A 19,551-nucleotide genomic window follows, 5' to 3' on the forward strand; every position below is an offset into this window, starting at 1 on the left:
TTATAAGGCGTTCACACAATCTTGAACCAACTCAGGACCTGCATAGATTAAACCACTATACACCTGAACCAAGCTTGCACCTGCATTTTTTTTGGCAACCGCTTGTTCGCCCGACAAAATGCCACCGACACCAATTAAAGGAATTTCACCTTTCAGTGCTGCTGAAAATGCTGCCAAACATGCAGTACTTTTTTCAAACACAGGCGCGCCCGATAAACCACCAGCTTCATCGCCATGCGGCAAGTTTTCTACGCCTTCACGCGACAAAGTGGTATTGGTCACAATCAGGCCATCAATTTTGAATTGCAATAATTGCTTGGCAATAAACTGAATATCTTCAGGGTCTAAATCTGGAGCAACTTTTAAGACCAACGGCACATAATGTTGATGTTCTTCTGCCAACTCCAACTGACGCTGTTTGAGAGTTTGCAATAACTCAGTCAGCGCATCACCACTTTGCAAACTGCGCAAGTTTTTGGTATTCGGTGATGAAATGTTTACGGTGATATAAGAGGCATAGTTATAGACTTTTTCTAAACAAATCAGATAATCATCTACTGCATTTTCAACTGGCGTATCGGCATTTTTACCAATATTAATCCCCAAAATGCCTTTAAATTTTGCCGCTTTGACGTTTTCAATCAGCTGATCGACCCCATCATTATTAAAACCCATACGGTTAATAATGGCTTTGGCCTGCGGAATACGGAATAAACGTGGATGCGGATTGCCCGCTTGAGGACGTGGCGTAATGGTGCCAATTTCAATAAACCCAAAGCCTAAACCAGCCAAGGCATCAATATATGCACCATTTTTGTCTAGACCTGCTGCCAAACCTACTGGATTAGGGAATTCAATTCCCATACACGTCACAGGTTTCGCTACAGTCTTTTGACGCATCAAGCCCATTTTATGGCTCGATTTCAATAGTGATAGTGTCAGCTCATGTGCACGCTCTGGTGCTAAAGAAAATAACAACGGGCGGGCTAGAGAATACAACATATCTGCAAAAGTCTACTGCTTTCTAAGTCGCCATATTATAGGCTTAGCCCAGTCAAAACGCTATGCTTGACATGGGTTTATTTTCCGAGTTTCGGACTTTATTTTTAACCTTTACTGGACTGTCGCTGTTAATTTAATCTGCCCTGCTTCAGAAATTAATTCCATTTTTTCAATACTTAAACCCATTTGCGCTAATTGGGTTAAAAAATTTGCCAACACGGCATAATTGACATGACTCGCTACAAGTTGCATCTTGTCACCACTTTGCTGCGAAGCAACCGATAAGCCTTGTTGCTGAGCCACACGCTGAATTTTATCGGCTGCACTGAGTTGAGCATCATTAGCTGGTTTCATTGTGACTGCATGACTTTGCATCACCACCACCAAATCTTTAAGATCATTCACCCGTTTTTGCTGTTTTTCGGCTGCGGCATGCATATACCACAATGCAGAACCCACCGCAGCAACGATCACAAAGATTGTGGTAAACACCACCAAAACACGCTCACGTGTATTTAAACGATCTAAATAATCTTGCACCAGTTCAATACGTTGATCGAACCAAGTCGACATTTTTTCCATGGCTTTCATTATTGTATTTTCACCAATCCTACTGCACCTGACGCGCTCGGCTGAATATTACCCAGCTCGACCTTAAAACCCTGCTGATTCAATTGCTGAGTGAGCGCTTGCAAGGTCGCTGCCGAATTAGCATTCAATTCCATGTTCAACATATTGGCATCAAAACTCACACGATTAGCCACAATTTGATTTTGCATCAACACAGGGCCAACACGACTGAGCAATTGCAGCGCTTGAGTATCTGCATTTTTACTCATGCGTACCTGACTTTCAAACTGGCTTTGAATATTTTGTTCGGTAATACGGCTGTTTGCGCCAAACCAATATTGATATTGTTCTATGGCTTGAACCGCTGTTTGATCTGCTACTTTTTTAAGCTTGCTCCAGCGCAGTGCATCATAGCTAAATTGCACAATTAAAATCCCGAGCAACACTGCTGCACAGGCTTTCCAATAACCTGAAATACCCGTATCTTGCTTGGCTTTTGGCAGCATGTTGAATGGATGCTGTTTGGCTTTCGCCAATGCAGGTACTACATAATGAAAGCTTTCTAAATGCTCTTGTGTTGCAAATGCTTCAATACTTTGTATTTGCTCTGCACTAAAGTTGGTGATTTTATAGTTTCGTTCTGCAGTTTGATAATCTAGATAAAGCGCCAGATCATCAACTGAATAACCTAAAAATTCACTTTCACGTACCAACAAGCGTCCGCAAATATTTCCAATCACCGTTTGCCCTGGTTCAGGTTGCGGCAAAATTAAAAAATCAGGTAACAATGCACTGATTTTAACTGGCAACAAACTTAATACATGCAAATAGGTTTCAATACTATGCTTGGCAACTCCCAGCACGGTTATTTGCTCAGGTGGCTGAAAATGATGAACCACCTGCATCGCATCAATTGGCAATACGGTATATTCTTCTAATAAATACTTCACGCCATCGGTACCCAATTGTTTATATTGAGCTTTAGGCAAAGTTTGTTGCATGATTTGCACATCACGGCTTGGGAAAAACACCACAGCATCTTTTCCTTGAAAAGCCTGCAATGCCTGAATCAAGGCATCAAGACTATCTGCCTCTGTCCAGTATTCCCCATTTGACCATTGCCAAACCCCATTGGCTTCTGGCATCCATAAATACAGCATTATTATCGTTCTACCGTTGAATTATATTTAACTTTATACATTTATTTATGCGTTTGGAATAAAACTTTTGATTTGGGTTGAAAGCCCCGCAGCAATTACTGCCTGCTCATAAATCCGTGCTTCAGCCAAATGATAGGGATGGAATGATTCTGAAGTCAAAATCTCTGCCATGTGCGCCACTACATTCATGTGACACACCACTGCAATTGACTCATACGGCAATTGTGACAACCATTCCACAGCAACTTTTGCATCATCTTCAGGTTTAATGGTATTGCAGACCACCACAGGCACATCTTTAAAATATTGCTGCAAATGTGCCAAAGTTTCTTGTGCACGCAGTAAAGGACTGACTACAAACACATCGGGCTGAATGATATTTTTTAAATAATCTGCCGTTTCTTGTGCTTGTATATGACCACGCTCAGTCAATGGACGCTGATGATCATTGCCCATAATCGCAGGAGCGGCTTCACCATGACGAACAAGAGTCAGTTGCATAGAATTTCCTTATAGGATGATACACATTAAGTTGTGTCAATTTAACTCAAATTATGCGCTCAGTATAACCTGAGAATATGACAATTCAGTTCACCAAACTGTCATATTCCACGCAAGTTTTTACCTACTGTGGCGCAGTTTTATGGATGTAAAACTAAACTTGATGATGCGGCAAGACAAATTCCACATCACTGCGATGTCCATTCTTCATTAAAGACAGCGCAATGTTCATGGGTGGCGCACCTTCAAAAATCACTTCATAAAGCGCACAAGTAATTGGCATATACACATCTAATTCATTCGAGCGCGCCCGCACTTGTACAATGGTATTAATCCCTTCGGCTGTTTGCCCCAATTCTTCTGTGGCTTGTTCCAAAGTTTTACCTTTACCCAGTGCATAACCCACTTGATAGTTACGACTCAATGGACTGCTACATGTTGCAAACAAGTCACCGACACCAGACAACCCTAAGAAGGTCAATGGATTTGCACCAAGCTTAACCGCAAAACGACTCATTTCTGCCAATGCACGGGTTAAAATCATACTCTTGGTATTTTCACCCACGTTATAAGCGGCTGCCATGCCCATCGCCACAGCATAAATATTTTTCAGCGCACCGCCTAATTCCACACCATTCACATCATCGCTGGCAAAAACACGGAATAACGCACTGTGTAAAGCTTGCTGCACCGCATAACGCACCAATTCAGAATGACTGGCAATGACCGTACCTGCAGGCTGCCCCGCCACAATTTCTTTGGCAAGGTTCGGGCCAGACAATACGCCATACGGCACTTCAGGTAATTCTTCGCGGATAATATCGCTCATAAAACTAAAGGTTTTGGCTTCAATACCCTTGGTTAAAGACACCACTGCTTGCGCACTAATAAAAGGTTTAATTTGACGCAACACATCACGGAAAGAATGACTTGGAATAGCCACTAAAATAATGTCACGGTCACGAACTGCAGTTTCCAAATCTGAAACGGCTCTTAAACCCTGCTCCAACTGAAAATCTGGCAAATAACGTCGATTAATATGCGTTTCATTAATTTCTTTGGCAGTCGCTTCATCACGAATCCAAATCATCGTGTCGCAGCCATTACGCACTGCTGTATTGGCCATTGCTGTACCAAAACTGCCACCACCTAGCACTGTAATGCGTAACGCAGTTTTTCGATCTATTGCAACAGGTTCAACCAAATCGGCAAAATTTAACTCTGACATTATTATTATATCCTAAAAATAAAGACTTATGCGTTCCAATAACGAACATAAGCTTGCGTATTCAACTCAGCGCGTGCAGGAATGGCTTTAGCCGCTGTTCCCACATAAATAATGCCTGAAATTAAATCATCTGCATTTAAGTTTAAAGCTTGTTTCAGCAAGTTCGACTCAACGACTGCCCCACTACGCCACATACTGGCAAAGCCCTGCGCCTGCAAAGACAGTAAAAAGTTCTGTACCGCAGCGCCTGTACTTAAAGTCTGCTCAAAACGTGGCACTTTTGGATGATCCTGAAATTGCGTTAACGCCAACACTAAAAGTGGCGCACGAAATGGATGCTGTTTCACTCGCTCCAACTGAACCGCATCGGTTTCGCCCATGTCTGCCAAGGCTTGAGAAAGTAACTCACCAAATGCTGCACGTTGCTCGGCAGTAATCACCACAAAGCGCGTAGGTTTTAAACGATGATGATCTGGCGCGGTTAAAGCTGCCTGAAAAGCCATTTCTAGCTGCTCAGTATTTGGTGCAGGTTCAACTAACTGCCCCGTAGACTGACGTTGATGAATATTTTGATGAACGATTTCTACCGCTGTATCCGTCATTGACTTATATAACTATTTCAAAAAGCTCGGTTAAGATTAGCATAAACTCAAAAATTTGCGCTATTTCCGTATGCTTATTTGCAAGATTCTGATTAGGGTCTATATGTCTGCACTTTTAAGATAACCTGCTCAGCACATCTAAACAATGATGCTTTGACGCATTCATCTATAGTTTAAGAGCATGAAAATACATTATGGATTGGGTTTGATGTGTATAAATGAATGACGAATTATCAACACAGCCTATACAGTGTCTACATCTAAAACCATCCAGATTATGTTCAACTAGATCAAATTGTTATTTTCAATCTCTACACATTTGAATTGAAATATCATCAACAAACAATACGCGCTACAGCGTTTTAGCCCCGAGGTAGATATGAAAAAAATAGTCGCCTTTTCTAGCCTTGCCGTTTTTGCACTTTTAACCGCATGTGCCACCACGCCAAATAATTCTCTTGCCATTCAAAAAGAAAACAACCTATATGAAGTCACAGGTTTAGGTAAAAGTAATATTATTGCCAAAAATAATGCAATTACAGCTGCCAATAAAACCTGTGGTACTCGTGCCGCTCCAGTCTTGGTTGATGAAAAAACATCTTATAACGGCGCACTCAAAGGTGTAGTCGATGAGCAAACGGGACAAATGATTCAGGCGGCAGCAACTGTTTTAGGTACAATTGCGGGACGTAATACTGATATTGCCCGTGATGATGATTATCAAACTGTGCTGACCTTTAGATGTCAGGCAAAGTAAATTATTACAGCACGACATAAGAAGCAAATACAAAAAAGTCGCTCCACTGAGAGCGACTTTTAAACTAAGAACAGCAGGATTTAAACTAAAAAATAGCTTAAATGAGTAATTAGCAATAACCATCTAAACGTGTTAATGGCAATTTTTGACCAATGGCTTTTTCAATTTCTGGTAAATAGAACGCATCATCTTCCGACAAGAAGCTAATACTCACACCACGTGTACCTGCACGACCTGTACGACCAATACGGTGGACATAATCATCTGACTGTTCAGGCAAAGTGAAATTCACCACATGCGAAACACCATCGACATGAATACCACGCCCTGCAACGTCTGTTGCAATCATGATGTTATGTTTGCCATTTTTAAACTGATCCAGCATTTTTAAGCGTTTGTCTTGGGCAATTTCACCTGACAACATCACCACTTTATAGCCATCACGCTTTAAATGATCATAAAGCTTACGCACCTGATCACGCCGATTGGCAAAAATCATGACTTTTTCAATCGGCTCATCACGTAAAATTTCTTCAAGCAATTTGTATTTATCGGTTTTGGCAACCATATATACCCGTTGCTCAACATCGGCATTGGTTTTCTTTTCAGGTTCAATTTCGACTGTAACAGGTTCAAATAACCACTGTTGAGCCAAGTTCAACACATCATAACTAAAAGTTGCCGAGAACATTAACGTCTGACGCTGTTCCTTACGCGGTGAATAACGCACAATACGTTTTACCGATGGAATAAAGCCCATATCCAGCAAGCGGTCTGCTTCATCAATCACTAAAAACTCAATCTGATCTAGCCAAACTTCTTTTTGTTCTACAAAATCAATCAAGCGCCCTGGTGTCGCAACAATAATATCGACAAAGTTTTTATTGAGTTGTGACTTTTGCTTATCAAAATCTACACCACCCAACAAAGTCACCACATTTAAGTCGGTAAATTTGGTTAAGTCTTTTGCATCACTTTCGATTTGCAAAGCCAATTCACGCGTAGGCGCTAAAACCAATGCACGTGGTTCACCACGATAACGCTGTCCTTGAATTGGGTTATTCAATAAATCGTTGATCACACTAATTAAAAAGGCAGCAGTTTTTCCTGTACCTGTTTGCGCACGACCAATGGCATCATGTCCAGCCAAAGTAAATTTTAAAACCTTTTGCTGAATTGGCGTCATTTCCTTGAAACCCAAAGCATCAATAGCCTGTTTCAATTGCGGATGTAAATTTAAGGTTTCAAAACCAGATGACATAAATATGTGCTCGAACTTATACAGACAAAAAACTGACCTATTATAAACAGAAATACAAATAAAAAACGCCCCAATCAGGATTGGAGCGTTTTTTTAGAATAATCGAGTGATTAGTCTAGTGGCTGTACTTCTTCAGCTTGGAAGCCTTTTTGGCCTTTTACTACGCTGAATTCAACACGTTGGCCGTCACGAAGTGAACGGTGGCCGTCACCTTGGATCGCACGGAAGTGAACGAATACATCGTCGCCGCCATTGCGTTGGATAAAGCCAAAGCCTTTAGTGTCGTTGAACCATTTAACTACGCCTTGTTCACGAGCTGTCATAAGTTAATCCTCATTGATTAAAAAGAAGGACCACCCGGTGTTGCAAACAGCAGAGCAAACAAAGTTTAAAAATATTTTTATTTCTAAGCTTGTAATCATTCTGTATAACTATTAACAAAATCCCGGTTACATCCATTTGTAATAGGGCGATAAACAACGATTGTCTATCTAAAATCCTAAATACGCATCGAGCTTAACACGGGTTTATGACAATTAATAGATTTTTTTTGATTTATCTTGTTCAGTTTGAAACGATTTGAACAAATGGAAAATTTTTATTTCTGTTAAGTGACTTAGCACAATTTTGATCTATAAATTTTATTGCAAATATCTCACAAAATAAGCCAATTCTCTTGCCCTTATGCGCAGTAAGCCGCGCAATGAATAGCCCCGATGCTTCAGATGAAATTTATTTGGGATTTGTGAACGAATTTGCTAATATGATCATTCTGTTTTTTAAGGCGAAATTTTACTTCAATGCTGTGTGATGCTGAACAACCTATCATAGTGATTGATGCTATGGGACAACCTTGTCCTATGCCTTTATTGATGCTGAAACGTGCCCTTAAACATTCAGATTCTGCACGGTTTTTATTGAAGTCATCTGATCCGCACAGCCAGCAAGATGTGGCGCGTTATTGTCAGTTACATCAATACGGCTGTGAAGCAAGCCAGATTTCGGCAACAGAGTTTCATTATGTGATTGATGTTGCCAAGCCAAAATCATCGCAATAAGTGCATCTATTTGATTGTTCATTTGTTTTAATGACTTAATATTCGCCGCTTATTGCTATAAAGATTTACATATCTACACCAATTTTACTTATTTAAGTAGAATATTGGCATTAAGATAAAGACATCGGTTATTTTACCTACCCAATCCTATAAGGAGATCTCATGAGTGACAGCAGCAATCAGTTGATGCCCCTGTCATTATCTGCACCAGGGGTAAACCTCGGGGCTTATATTAGTACTGTTAACCAAATTCCTATTTTAACGGCTGAACAAGAAAAAGAGTTAGCCGAGCGTTATTATTACGATCAAGATTTAGACGCGGCCAAAATGTTGGTCATGTCGCATTTACGTTTTGTGGTGCATATTGCACGAAGTTATGCGGGCTATGGTTTACCGCAGGGCGATTTAATTCAGGAAGGCAACTTGGGCTTAATGAAAGCCGTGAAACGCTTTGACCCGAATATGGGCGTGCGTTTGGTGTCATTTGCCGTGCACTGGATTAAAGCTGAAATTCACGAATATGTGATTCGTAACTGGCGTATTGTTAAAATTGCCACCACCAAGGCGCAGCGTAAATTGTTCTTTAATTTGCGTAGCCTCAAAAAATCTAGCAAAAAACTGACGCTTGAAGAAGCACAATCTATTGCCAATGACTTAAATGTGACTGCAGAACAAGTCTTGGAAATGGAAGGTCGTTTAACGGCTTATGACGCAGCTTTTGAAGCACAGGGCGATGATGACGATGAAGGTTCAACTTATGTTGCACCTGCATTGTATTTGGAAGATAACCGTTACGACCCTGCACGTTTAGTCGAAAACGAAGACTACGAAGAACAAAGCACTTCTGCTCTGCATGAAGCTATGGAGCAGTTGGATGATCGTTCACGTAACATTTTGCAGCGTCGCTGGTTAGATGATGATAAATCGACCCTGCATGAATTGGCAGCAGAATATAATGTTTCGGCAGAACGTATTCGTCAGCTCGAAAAAAATGCCATGGAAAAAATTAAAGTGGCGATGTCATCAAACTAAACTGACATTCTCCAAATTGATGCAGACACATCGAAAAATAAAATTGGGCAAACTGCCCTTTTTTATTGTCTTTAATTGGTACAGCTACATACAGGCAGGCAAATCTCAGATTTTCCCGCCCCTAAAAATGTGCTAAGGTTAAGCGCAAAATTAAATAGGTCAATTTGCGTATGTGGATTGCAATTTCTGCCTTGAATTTAGCGGTTGCGGTATTACTTGGTGCATTTGGTGCACATGGCTTAAAAGCCCGTGCAACTGAGGTTCAATTGGGTTGGTGGCAAACTGCAACAGATTATTTTTTCTATCATGCCCTTGGACTTTTAGCATTGGGCATATTGGCCAAAGTAATTCCACAACTTCCTATTAAAGCCAGTTTTATTCTGATTCAACTGGGTATTTTATTTTTCTGCGGTTCACTGTATATCATGGCATTGGATTTAGCCCGTGGCTTGGGCATGATTACCCCAATTGGTGGAGCACTCATGATTGCAGGCTGGCTAAGCTTAGCGCGGCAAGCCATGAAATATGCCAAATAAAGCTCAATTATATTTTGTAATTTTGAAGATGGATTCTCGGTCATGCAAATTTATCTGAATGGCGAAGCACAACAGACCACTCACACGACCCTGTTACAACTGATTCAGGCATTAGATTTAGAAGGCAAACGTTTTGCTGTGGAGCAAAACGAAAAAATTATTGCCAAAAGTAAACTTGCCGAAACCCCTATTTGCGATCAAGACCGCATTGAAATTATTCATGCCGTTGGTGGCGGCTAAACTCGGAGCACCCATGCAAGATACCTTTAAAATCGGTTCACGTACCTTTAATTCACGTTTATTGGTGGGTACGGGCAAATATAAAGATTTAACCGAAACAGATTTGGCGATTCAAGCCAGTGGCGCAGAAATTGTCACGGTTGCCATTCGTCGTGTAAACATTGGGCAACATCCAGATCAGCCAAACTTACTTTCCGTGATTCCACCAGAAAAATACACCATTTTGCCAAATACAGCAGGATGTTTTGATGCCAACAGTGCCGTGCGCACCTGCATGCTGGCGCGTGAATTGCTAGATGGTCACAACCTTGTCAAACTGGAAGTTTTGGGCGATGAAAAAACCCTTTACCCAAATATCACCGAAACTTTAAAAGCTGCACGCACGCTAATTGACGATGGTTTTGAGATCATGGTCTACACTTCCGATGACCCGATTGTCGCGCAAGAATTGGAAAGTATGGGCTGCGTGGCAATTATGCCATTAGGTAGTTTAATTGGTTCAGGCTTAGGTATTCTTAACCCGCATACCATTTCGATTATTAAAGAAAATGCCAAAGTACCTGTATTGGTAGATGCAGGTGTGGGTACTGCCAGTGATGCTGCGTTTGCAATGGAATTAGGTTGTGATGGTGTGCTGATGAATACTGCAATTGCAGCAGCACAAAACCCAGTGCTAATGGCATCTGCGATGCGAAAAGCAGTAGAAGCAGGACGTGAAGCTTATTTGGCAGGACGTATGCCACGTAAGCGTATGGCGAATGCCAGCTCACCTGAAACGGGTTATTTCTTTAAATAATCATTAGGGTCTTTTCCAAGTCCGACAGCACAAATAAAAAGACGTTAAGTGTTAACTCAACGTCTTTTTTTATTATGCGATTTGGGCAAATAAAAGCCGATTAAGGAATCAAGCCTTCATCACGCATAGCAATTTGTACCGACTGACGCGCAGCAACTTTATTACGGATTTCAACCACATGGCTATACGGAGTTAAATCATGCTCAATATAGTTTGACCAATTAGTGATAACAAACAAATACGCATCGGCTGGACCAAAGTTATCATCCACCAAATATTCATGGTCTGATGATGCAATCGCTTGATCAATATAAGTCAACAAACGATCAATTTCTGCATAGGCTTTTTCTTTGGCTTCTGCATCTAAAGGCGCGCCAAAAAATACTGCGTAAGCGTCATGTAATTCAGAGTTTAAATAACCCAACCATTCCAAAACTTTAGCACGACCTAAACCAGATGGCGGAATTAAATCCTGTTTAGGGTCTTGCTGCGCTAAAAATGGCAATAGCGCTACGTTTTCCGTCAAAATTAAACCTGGGTTAATTTCTAAAGCAGGTACATAACCTTTAGGGTTAATTTCATAATAATCGGCACCCTTTTCTGTTTTATGGGTTTTTAAATCTACACGCTCAATATCAAAATCGACATTCACTTCATTTAAAATAATATGTGCTGCCAAAGAGCATGCGCCAGGTGAATAATAAAGCTTCATATTTGATCCTTGTTATATAACTATCTCTGTTGTAAATCGCTTGTCACAAACTTGCAAGTGATTGAACCTATAAATTGCAAAAAAGCGAAAATGTCTTAAAAAGCCCTTACGCTTTGACTATCCTGCAAAAGATAGGCTTTTTCAAGTCTGTTTTGCCTGCTTTTTTATCTCTAGATGTTTTAACATACAGCCCTTTAAAGTTTCATGAAATTGAGATTGTGATTAGCCTGAAAAAAGAAGAATGGTTTTCCAATATCCGCACCGATGTTTTGGCAGGTTTAGTGGTAGGTTTGGCATTAATTCCTGAATCAATTGCCTTTTCGGCTATTGCAGGCGTCGATCCGCAAGTCGGCTTATATGCATCGTTCTGTATTGCGGTCACGATTGCTTTTTTTGGTGGGCGTACTGCCATGATTTCTGCCGCGACAGGCGCTATGGCATTACTGATGATTACCCTCGTCAAAGAACATGGTTTGCAATATTTATTGGCTGCAACAGTACTCACAGGGCTGATTCAGGTTATAGCAGGCTATTTTAAAGTTGCCAAACTGATGCGTTTTGTTTCGCAATCGGTAGTTTATGGCTTTGTAAATGCCTTGGCGATTTTAATTTTTGTGGCGCAACTGCCTGAATTATCGAAAATGGATGGCTTAGGCTATTTATTTGTAGGATTAGGTTTAGCGGTAGTCTATCTGTTTCCATACATTCCTAAAATTGGTAAAAGCATTCCCTCGCCTTTGGTCTGCATTATTGTGCTGAGTGTGGTTGCTTTATTAATTGGTGCAGATATGCGTACCGTAAGCGATTTGGGACAATTTCCAGACACGCTGCCTATTTTTCTAGTGCCTGACATTCCACTGAATTTTGAAACTTTATTTATTATTTTTCCTTATGCCATGACCTTAGCCACAGTCGGTTTACTCGAAACCATGATGACCACTACGATTGTCAATGAAGCCACAGGCACAGAAGCAGATCGGCATCAGGAATGTCGTGGTCAGGGTTATGCCAATATTGTGAGTGGCTTTATGGGCGGTATGGCAGGCTGTGCCATGATTGGGCAATCTATTATCAACGTCAGTTCTGGGGCGCGTACACGGCTATCTACACTTACAGCAGGCGTATTTTTGCTGTGCTTGGTGGTTTTTCTCAAAGATTGGTTGGTATATATTCCTATGGCAGCACTGGTCGCAATTATGATTATGGTGTCATTCACGACTTTTAACTGGGATTCCATCCGTAATTTTAAAAAGCATCCCAAACAAAGCAATATAGTCATGTTAGCTGTGGTGATTGTGGTGTTAGCTACCCATAACCTTGCTTTGGGTGTTTTTGTTGGCGTACTGCTTTCTGCTTTATTTTTGGTGAATAAACTGGAAAGTGAACTTAAAGTCAGCTCATTTTTATTAGGCGAACATACCCGCCAATATGTGATTTCAGGGCAAATTTTCTTTAGCAGTTCAGAAAAGTTTTATCAGTTTTTTGATTTTTCAGAAGATATTAGCAATGTCACCATCGACTTAACGCATGCGCATATTTGGGATATTACCTCTGTAAATATGCTGAATAGCGTGGTGAACAAATTTAAAGCCCAACAAATTAAAGTGCATATTATTGGATTGAATGAGGCCAGTCATACCTTAATTGATCAATACAGTACCCATTCGTAATTATTGTATTAAAATACCGTTGATGATGTTAAATGCTGAATCTTAATGATTCGGCATTTTTTATGCTCAAAAGATGCAGATGTATCGCAATCTTGCACGGCGCTGCGAAAAACAGCGAAAAAATTTGACTTCAATGGCTCAGGACTTAAAATACCGCATTCGAATTTATTAGATTTGCCAAAATTATGTCGAACGATCAATTAGACCAGCACGTTGTCGAGCTGGACAACCTCAACGAGCATCGTGAAATTGTAACGTTCATGCGCCGTTCTTCACCATTGAATACGTCACAACGTAGCGCCTTGGAACAATACGGCGACTTAATTTTGGAATATCCTGTTGGCGATTTACGTCAACATTTTGAACACCCTGAACGCCCGCTTACAGTAGAAATTGGTTTTGGGATGGGGCGTTCTTTGGTACTAATGGCTCAAGCCAATCCTGAACGTAACTTTGTCGGGATTGAAGTCCATATTCCAGGGATTGCACAGTGCGTTTATGAAGCAGGTACAGCAGGTTTAAGCAACTTACGTGTCTTAGATGCCGATGCAATTCAAGTACTGCGTGAAATGCCAGACAATAGCATTGATACGGTGCAGTTATATTTCCCAGACCCATGGCAGAAAAAACGTCACTTCAAACGCCGTTTTGTTGCTCATGAACGCATGGAATTGGTAGAGCAAAAATTAGTGTTAGGTGGTACGTTCCATGCAGCAACCGACTGGGAACCGTATGCAGAATGGATGCTGGATGTATTGGACAACCGTCCACGTTTAGAAAACTTGGCGGGTAAAGGCAATAGCTACCCTCGCCCTGAATGGCGTCCACAAACCAAGTTTGAACGCCGCGGAATTGAAGCAGGTCATAAGATTAATGATTTTATCTTCAAGAAAATTAACTAATTTCTGCTAGAAAAAATGCTTCCACAAGGAAGCATTTTTTATTTGAACTCGTTTTATCTCATCAAATGGCTAAGATTGATGCCGCTTTAAAATCTGTTGGCTCATCATCGCATAAACTTTGGCAAGTTCATGTTGCTGCCCTACTGCCAATAAGTCCTGATGCATTTTTAAAATATTGTGATCGCCCCGCATGGCAGGCCCTGTTTGCATTTGACGCGGATCATTCTGGGTCGCTTTATGCGCAGTTTCCAAAATAAGAGGATACAGCAGACTGAAATCTACTTGCTGAGCATCGACCACTTGCTTGGCCATGTCATAACAATAATTACTAAAATTACAGGCAAATACCGCAGCCAAATGCAAACTCAAACGCTGTGCTGAAGTATAGGCATAAACCCTTTTGCTTAGGCTATTTGCCAAAGTCATTAAAAGCTGCTGATCTTCAGCAAATGCAGCTTCTATAAATAAAGGCGTTTCTGACCAATCAATTTCACGCTCTAAACTAAAGGTTTGTAAGGGATAAAATACCCCTGAACGCGCATGATGCTGTTGCAATATATCTAGTTTAGTACTGCCAGAGGTATGCACAATCAACACATGATTTAAGTCACGATGAACTTCCTGAATCACCTGTCCAATGGCCTGATCACTCACTGCGATAATTACTAAATCCAGGTCTGAATGAAATTGTTCTACTTCTGCAATTGCTTCTGCGCCAACCTGTGCAGCCAACTGCTGTGCCTTGTCCAGACTGCGGCTATAAATTTGCACAATTTGATGCTGTGCGTTTAAAACATGAGCCAAATGATGTGCAACGCGCCCTGCACCAATCAAACTAATTCGCATAATATTTTCAGATAAAATAAGATGAAATAATCTGCACACAGCATGCCAATAAAAAAAGGACGAAGCAATTCGTCCTGATGTTTTTTGTTTGATATTGAATAGATTTAGAATTGACGCAAAGTTAAAATCTGCTCACTACGTCCAAATGGCCCTTGAGTATCATGCAAAACTGCACTCGTTAAGCCAATTCCATCTTCACCATATTGTTGTGTTACTTCCAAGCCTAGCCATTCGCCTTGCGGTAAACGGTGTAAATGCATTTGCAAATCTAAATTTGGAAAACCCCAGCCCGCATTCGGGTCTAAGCGTGGCACTACGCCATTGGCGGTATCCACCATCCCCAATAAACGCACAAAACTGGATGTGTTTTGATTTTCAACCATATCCAATTGGTTTCTTAACCAAACGATGCCCTTACCTGCACGACGATCTAAATGCGCACGGGTTTCAATGCTTTGAATATAGCCGCCCGGCCAACAACGCATGCCATCCCAATCGGGCAAATATTCAGGGTTTTCTATCGGTAAATCTTCCAATCCTGCAATTGCGCGTGTATCTGAGGTTTTCATTTTCCATGCACGCGCCACAATACAGGTTTTTCCTTCAGCACACATTTCCGCTTCAATCAGCTCAATGGTTTTACCCGGTCGAATCATACGGGTGGTGATACTAAATTCACCAAAGGCAATTAAGCCAAAAATATCTAAACCGACCCGACCAATTCGCATATCATCACGCGGCATAAATTGCTCAAGTTCTGCACACAAAATACCCGTTGCAGGTGCCATGTGTTGTTCATGCGGATTCCACGCGCCTTGTGCATGAATGTTGCAACGATAGTGCGCAGTACAGCCACCATCGGCATGTTGTTCACGTTTGAGTAAAGTGTAATATGCTGACATTTTGTCTCTTTCCCTGATCTAACTTTTCTTGTGCGGATACTTTTACTACAAAGATTACTGACTAAATAATGTTATTGATCAACTATTTCTCTGCAAAAAAACCATAATAATTCATAAGTTGACAATATGTTTTACACTGACGAAAACCCACTTGAGTAAGCAATGCTGCCTGCGCATCTGCCATAATTAAATGAAAATCATCGGCCAGTCGTGCAAGCATTTTTTCCGCTTGAGTCGTAGTTAAACCACAATCCAAAGCCAAATTCTGCATCCAGCGCAATTCTATATTTTCAGTCTGCTGCATCAGATCATAGCTTAATAAAATCGCTGTAGGTTTTAATGTTTGGTAAATATCTTGAAAAAATAATGTTTTTTCTGCGACTGGCACAAAATGCGCCACCAAAATCGCCAATGCCGCATCAAACTGCAAATTTTCAACCTGCGCTTGTTGGGCAAATTGGTGGGTATCTGCCTGTATAAAACGTACTCGCTCATGCCCTGCCACAGACTGAATGTTTTTTTCTGCCTGCTGTAACATGCTTAAAGATGGGTCGATGGCCGTAAATTGCCACTGTGGATGTTGCTGCAGTAAATACTGCAACTCATAGCCTGTGCCACACCCCACCACTAAAACTTGTGCTGTTTCGGGCAAATGACTACTTAAAATTGCATTGATGTGTTGATGTACCAATTCATATCCGGGAATGAGTTTCCGAATATGACTGTCATAGCCTGCAACCACAGTTGCACTGTGAAAATCTTTTGCCATATCACATGATTCTTCTTTAATTTACTGACATTAAATATCTGAGTCTTTTTCAAGATCTGCTTAAGCCACAGCCATTGCATCTACCGACAATTCCGAAACGGTTGGCTTGGCACGTTCAGGCACTAAGCCTAATTTTTGGAACAATTGTTTGTCTTTGCCTTCGCCTGCATTTGGTTTGGTCAAAAGCTTTTCACCTGAGAATAACGAGTTCGCACCTGCCATAAATGCCAACGCCTGATCTGAATCAGATAATGATTCACGCCCTGCAGATAAACGAATATAGCTGTTTGGCATGATAATACGTGCAACTGCAATGGTACGAATCCACTCAATCACATCCAGTTTTTCTACTTCAGCCAATGGTGTACCTTCAATCGGAACTAACATATTGATCGGCACAGATTCAGGATGTAACGGTAAAGTCGCTAATTCATGTAATAAACCAATACGGTCTTGGGTATCTTCACCTAAACCGACAATACCGCCACTACATACTTTCATACCTGTTTGACGCACAATATCCAAAGTGTTTAAGCGATCATCAAAACAGCGGGTACTAATCACATTAGGATAATACTCACGCGATGTGTCTAGGTTATGGTTGTAATAATCTAAGCCTGCATCTTTTAAGCGTTCTGCCTGCGATTGGTTTAACATCCCTAAAGTCATGCAAGTTTCTAAGCCCAGAGCTTTGACTTCACGCACCATTTCCAGAACATAGGGCATATCGCGTTCATGCGGATTACGCCAAGCAGCGCCCATACAAAAACGTGAAGAACCTGATGCTAAAGCTTCTTTGGCTTCCTGAATGACTTTATCCACTGCAATACGTTTTTCAGCTTCAAGCTGTGAATCATAATGCGCAGATTGCGAGCAATATTTACAGTCTTCAGGGCATTTGCCTGTTTTAATCGACAATAAGGTACTGACTTGTACGGTATTGGCAGCAAAATGTTGGCGATGCACACGCTGTGCTTCAAAGACTAAATCCAGAAAAGGTTGTTCATATAACTGCTGAATTTCTTCTCGAGTCCAATCATTGCGTACGGTCATTATTTTCATCCTTGATTATCACGCATCATGCTTAAACTTGTGCCATCTTTTATTAAGCCGAGCATGCGATATATTTTTAGTGTGATTATTCCTGTATAGAGTATCCCTTTATCTCTGCGTGAGAAATAAAGGGTGTGTGCTGACAAAATTAAAAGGTCGATCTTGCAGCAGTAAATAGCTGAAATAATGCCTTAAGCAATTTCCTTTAAATTTAATTCTTCACGCATAAATTCACGTAATTTAAATTTCTGTGCCTTGCCTGAAGCGGTCATTGGAAATTCACTAAAGAAGCGCACATAACGTGGGACTTTATTGTGTGAAATGTGTTCTGCACAGTATTGGCGAATTGCCTCTTCGGTACATTCATGGTGTTCATGCAAAATAATACAGGCACATAGTTCTTCACCATAACGATGATCTGGCACGCCAATTACTTGCACATCGCAGACCGCATCGTGAGTATATAAGAAATCTTCAATTTCTTTCGGGAACAGGTTTTCACCGCCACGAATCACCACATCTTTAATGCGACCTTTGATTTTTACAAAGCCTTCATCATCCATTTCTGCAATGTCGCCTGTGTGCATCCAACGTGCAACATCAATGACTTCTTGGGTTTTGTCATGTTCATCCCAGTAACCCAGCATGACTGAATAACCACGCACACACAATTCTCCTAACTGTCCGCGCGGCACGACTTTGCCTTCTTCATCGACAATTTTTACTTCCAAGTGTGGATGCACACGGCCAACAGTACGGACACGGCGTTCTACCGAATCATCCGTCGAACTTTGTGCGCTCACAGGCGCTGTTTCGGTCATGCCATAACAAATGGTGATTTGTGACATGTGCATGCGGTCTATCACACGTTGCATAATTTCTTGCGGGCATGGACTGCCTGCCATAATGCCTGTACGCAAGCTAGACAAATCAAATTCATCAAACTGCTCATGCTCTAAAATGGCAATAAACATGGTTGGCACACCATAAGCAGCCGTACATTTTTCTTGCTGAATGGCTTTTAAGGTATCGAGTGGATTAAACACTGCGGATGGATAGACCATGGTTGAGCCATGTGTGATACAGGCCAAATTGCCCATCACCATCCCAAAACAGTGGAATAACGGCACTGAAATACATACACGATCTTGCGGACTTAAATGAATCGCCTCTCCCACAAAATAACCATTATTTAAAATGTTGTTGTGGGTCAGCATGGTACCTTTCGGATTGCCTGTCGTGCCTGAGGTAAATTGAATATTGATGGTTTCATCAAACTGCAATTCACTGGCAATTTGATCTAGCTTTTTCAGCATGTGCGTGGTTGGACTTGGTAGTAAATCCTGAAAACGATGAATACCTGTATGGCTCTGCTCATCAATTTTAATCACATGCTTTAAATGTGGTAATCGCTTAGCATTGAGGACTTTGTTGTCTGCCTGACACAGCTCTGGCGCAATTTTGGTGAGAATTTCCTGATAATTGGTGCTTTTAAATTGCGATGCAATAACCAAACCCTTACAGGAAACCTTGTTCAGCACAAATTCCAATTCATTGCTTTTATAAGCGGGGTTCAAGTTGACCAAAATCACCCCTGCCTTGAAGGCTGCGAATTGAGTGATTGTCCATTCCACACAATTCGGAGACCAAATGGCAAGGCGGTCACCTTTCTTAAAACCGAGTTTTAATAAGCTACAGGCAAAGGCATTGACCTGTTGCTGCAGTTGCTTATAGGTCAGACGCACATTTTGATGCACGCTTACCAAAGCATCCTGATCTGCATATTGCTGGCAAGCCTGATCAAACTTTTCACCAATAGTCATACCTAACAAAGGCTGATTACTGGTGCCATAGGCATAACTTAACCGTACTTGTGTCATTGAATCGATCTCCTTGATTCTTTGTAATTCTGTTTTCCAACACTATTAATTGTTCTATGACGACGATTACTTTT

Annotated in this window: 22 protein-coding genes; 8 read left to right on the forward strand and 14 right to left on the reverse strand. The window is 41.1% G+C overall.

Annotation, left to right across the window (positions count from 1 at the left end; translation table 11 throughout):
* The 6 genes from AC07E5_RS14250 to AC07E5_RS14275 all read right to left on the reverse strand — a co-directional run bounded on the left by AC07E5_RS14250 (nucleotide 1) and on the right by AC07E5_RS14275 (nucleotide 5,063).
* Complete coding sequence (locus tag AC07E5_RS14250) at nucleotides 1-1,002, reverse strand: quinone-dependent dihydroorotate dehydrogenase (RefSeq protein ID WP_004971477.1); 1,002 nt, start codon at nucleotides 1,000-1,002, stop codon at nucleotides 1-3.
* 111 nt (nucleotides 1,003-1,113) lie between these two features.
* Complete coding sequence (gspM, locus tag AC07E5_RS14255) at nucleotides 1,114-1,593, reverse strand: type II secretion system protein GspM (RefSeq protein WP_179988424.1); 480 nt, start codon at nucleotides 1,591-1,593, stop codon at nucleotides 1,114-1,116.
* The gene (gene gspL, locus AC07E5_RS14260) at nucleotides 1,593-2,732 is read right to left on the reverse strand and encodes a type II secretion system protein GspL (protein WP_498625700.1); all 1,140 of its coding nucleotides are present in this window, start codon (nucleotides 2,730-2,732) and stop codon (nucleotides 1,593-1,595) included. The genes gspM and gspL overlap by 1 nt, the downstream gene beginning before the upstream one ends.
* Before the next feature lie 45 nt (nucleotides 2,733-2,777).
* Nucleotides 2,778-3,233, reverse strand: a complete 456-nt coding sequence (locus AC07E5_RS14265; protein ID WP_004971483.1) for a SixA phosphatase family protein — start codon at nucleotides 3,231-3,233, stop codon at nucleotides 2,778-2,780.
* 154 nt (nucleotides 3,234-3,387) lie between these two features.
* Nucleotides 3,388-4,461 (reverse strand): NAD(P)H-dependent glycerol-3-phosphate dehydrogenase, encoded by a 1,074-nt coding sequence (locus tag AC07E5_RS14270; protein ID WP_004971486.1) that lies wholly within the window; start codon nucleotides 4,459-4,461, stop codon nucleotides 3,388-3,390.
* A 26-nt stretch (nucleotides 4,462-4,487) separates the two neighbouring features.
* A complete protein-coding gene (locus AC07E5_RS14275) occupies nucleotides 4,488-5,063 on the reverse strand; it encodes a nitroreductase family protein (protein ID WP_131261340.1) in 576 nt (191 codons plus the stop codon).
* A gap of 379 nt (nucleotides 5,064-5,442) precedes the next feature.
* Here AC07E5_RS14275 and AC07E5_RS14280 point away from each other — a divergent pair, with 379 nt between their 5' ends.
* Nucleotides 5,443-5,820 carry a hypothetical protein gene (locus AC07E5_RS14280; protein ID WP_004971490.1) on the forward strand — a complete coding sequence of 126 codons (378 nt, stop codon included), beginning with the start codon at nucleotides 5,443-5,445 and terminating at the stop codon, nucleotides 5,818-5,820.
* Nucleotides 5,821-5,929: 109 nt separating this feature from the next.
* Here the strand turns inward: AC07E5_RS14280 and rhlB are convergent, their stop codons facing one another.
* Nucleotides 5,930-7,081 (reverse strand): ATP-dependent RNA helicase RhlB, encoded by a 1,152-nt coding sequence (gene rhlB / locus AC07E5_RS14285; protein ID WP_004971493.1) that lies wholly within the window; start codon nucleotides 7,079-7,081, stop codon nucleotides 5,930-5,932.
* A 110-nt stretch (nucleotides 7,082-7,191) separates the two neighbouring features.
* Nucleotides 7,192-7,404 (reverse strand): cold-shock protein, encoded by a 213-nt coding sequence (locus tag AC07E5_RS14290; RefSeq protein WP_004648643.1) that lies wholly within the window; start codon nucleotides 7,402-7,404, stop codon nucleotides 7,192-7,194.
* A 477-nt stretch (nucleotides 7,405-7,881) separates the two neighbouring features.
* Here AC07E5_RS14290 and AC07E5_RS14295 point away from each other — a divergent pair, with 477 nt between their 5' ends.
* The 5 genes from AC07E5_RS14295 to AC07E5_RS14315 all read left to right on the forward strand — a co-directional run bounded on the left by AC07E5_RS14295 (nucleotide 7,882) and on the right by AC07E5_RS14315 (nucleotide 10,743).
* On the forward strand, nucleotides 7,882-8,139 hold the full coding sequence (locus tag AC07E5_RS14295; protein ID WP_004971495.1) for a sulfurtransferase TusA family protein: 258 nt from the start codon (nucleotides 7,882-7,884) through the stop codon (nucleotides 8,137-8,139).
* Nucleotides 8,140-8,301: 162 nt separating this feature from the next.
* Nucleotides 8,302-9,171, forward strand: coding sequence for an RNA polymerase sigma factor RpoH (gene rpoH / locus AC07E5_RS14300; protein ID WP_004971496.1), 870 nt, complete (start codon nucleotides 8,302-8,304; stop codon nucleotides 9,169-9,171).
* Between the two features lie 170 nt (nucleotides 9,172-9,341).
* Nucleotides 9,342-9,707 (forward strand): DUF423 domain-containing protein, encoded by a 366-nt coding sequence (locus AC07E5_RS14305; protein ID WP_498625701.1) that lies wholly within the window; start codon nucleotides 9,342-9,344, stop codon nucleotides 9,705-9,707.
* 42 nt (nucleotides 9,708-9,749) lie between these two features.
* The gene (gene thiS / locus AC07E5_RS14310) at nucleotides 9,750-9,947 is read left to right on the forward strand and encodes a sulfur carrier protein ThiS (RefSeq protein ID WP_004971499.1); all 198 of its coding nucleotides are present in this window, start codon (nucleotides 9,750-9,752) and stop codon (nucleotides 9,945-9,947) included.
* Between the two features lie 13 nt (nucleotides 9,948-9,960).
* Nucleotides 9,961-10,743, forward strand: coding sequence for a thiazole synthase (locus tag AC07E5_RS14315; protein WP_498625702.1), 783 nt, complete (start codon nucleotides 9,961-9,963; stop codon nucleotides 10,741-10,743).
* Nucleotides 10,744-10,843: 100 nt separating this feature from the next.
* Here AC07E5_RS14315 and AC07E5_RS14320 read toward each other — a convergent pair whose 3' ends face one another.
* Nucleotides 10,844-11,455 carry a glutathione binding-like protein gene (locus AC07E5_RS14320; RefSeq protein WP_096902535.1) on the reverse strand — a complete coding sequence of 204 codons (612 nt, stop codon included), beginning with the start codon at nucleotides 11,453-11,455 and terminating at the stop codon, nucleotides 10,844-10,846.
* A 218-nt stretch (nucleotides 11,456-11,673) separates the two neighbouring features.
* On the opposite strand from AC07E5_RS14320, the gene AC07E5_RS14325 reads away from it, so the two are divergent.
* Entirely contained in the window at nucleotides 11,674-13,125 is a 1,452-nt protein-coding gene (locus AC07E5_RS14325; protein ID WP_498625703.1) for a SulP family inorganic anion transporter, read from the forward strand.
* A 185-nt stretch (nucleotides 13,126-13,310) separates the two neighbouring features.
* A complete protein-coding gene (gene trmB / locus AC07E5_RS14330) occupies nucleotides 13,311-14,027 on the forward strand; it encodes a tRNA (guanosine(46)-N7)-methyltransferase TrmB (RefSeq protein WP_004971514.1) in 717 nt (238 codons plus the stop codon).
* Nucleotides 14,028-14,096: 69 nt separating this feature from the next.
* Here trmB and AC07E5_RS14335 read toward each other — a convergent pair whose 3' ends face one another.
* The 5 genes from AC07E5_RS14335 to AC07E5_RS14355 all read right to left on the reverse strand — a co-directional run bounded on the left by AC07E5_RS14335 (nucleotide 14,097) and on the right by AC07E5_RS14355 (nucleotide 19,477).
* Nucleotides 14,097-14,873: a Rossmann-like and DUF2520 domain-containing protein gene (locus AC07E5_RS14335; protein WP_180059807.1), complete on the reverse strand. Its 777-nt coding sequence runs from the start codon at nucleotides 14,871-14,873 to the stop codon at nucleotides 14,097-14,099.
* 104 nt (nucleotides 14,874-14,977) lie between these two features.
* The gene (locus tag AC07E5_RS14340) at nucleotides 14,978-15,775 is read right to left on the reverse strand and encodes a thioesterase family protein (protein ID WP_004971519.1); all 798 of its coding nucleotides are present in this window, start codon (nucleotides 15,773-15,775) and stop codon (nucleotides 14,978-14,980) included.
* 82 nt (nucleotides 15,776-15,857) lie between these two features.
* On the reverse strand, nucleotides 15,858-16,544 hold the full coding sequence (locus tag AC07E5_RS14345) for a class I SAM-dependent methyltransferase (protein WP_004971520.1): 687 nt from the start codon (nucleotides 16,542-16,544) through the stop codon (nucleotides 15,858-15,860).
* 60 nt (nucleotides 16,545-16,604) lie between these two features.
* Entirely contained in the window at nucleotides 16,605-17,597 is a 993-nt protein-coding gene (gene bioB / locus AC07E5_RS14350; RefSeq protein ID WP_498625704.1) for a biotin synthase BioB, read from the reverse strand.
* A 191-nt stretch (nucleotides 17,598-17,788) separates the two neighbouring features.
* Nucleotides 17,789-19,477, reverse strand: a complete 1,689-nt coding sequence (locus tag AC07E5_RS14355) for an AMP-binding protein (RefSeq protein ID WP_498625705.1) — start codon at nucleotides 19,475-19,477, stop codon at nucleotides 17,789-17,791.
* Between the last annotated feature and the right edge of the window lie 74 nt (nucleotides 19,478-19,551).

The sequence above is a fragment of the Acinetobacter seohaensis genome (assembly GCF_056431365.1).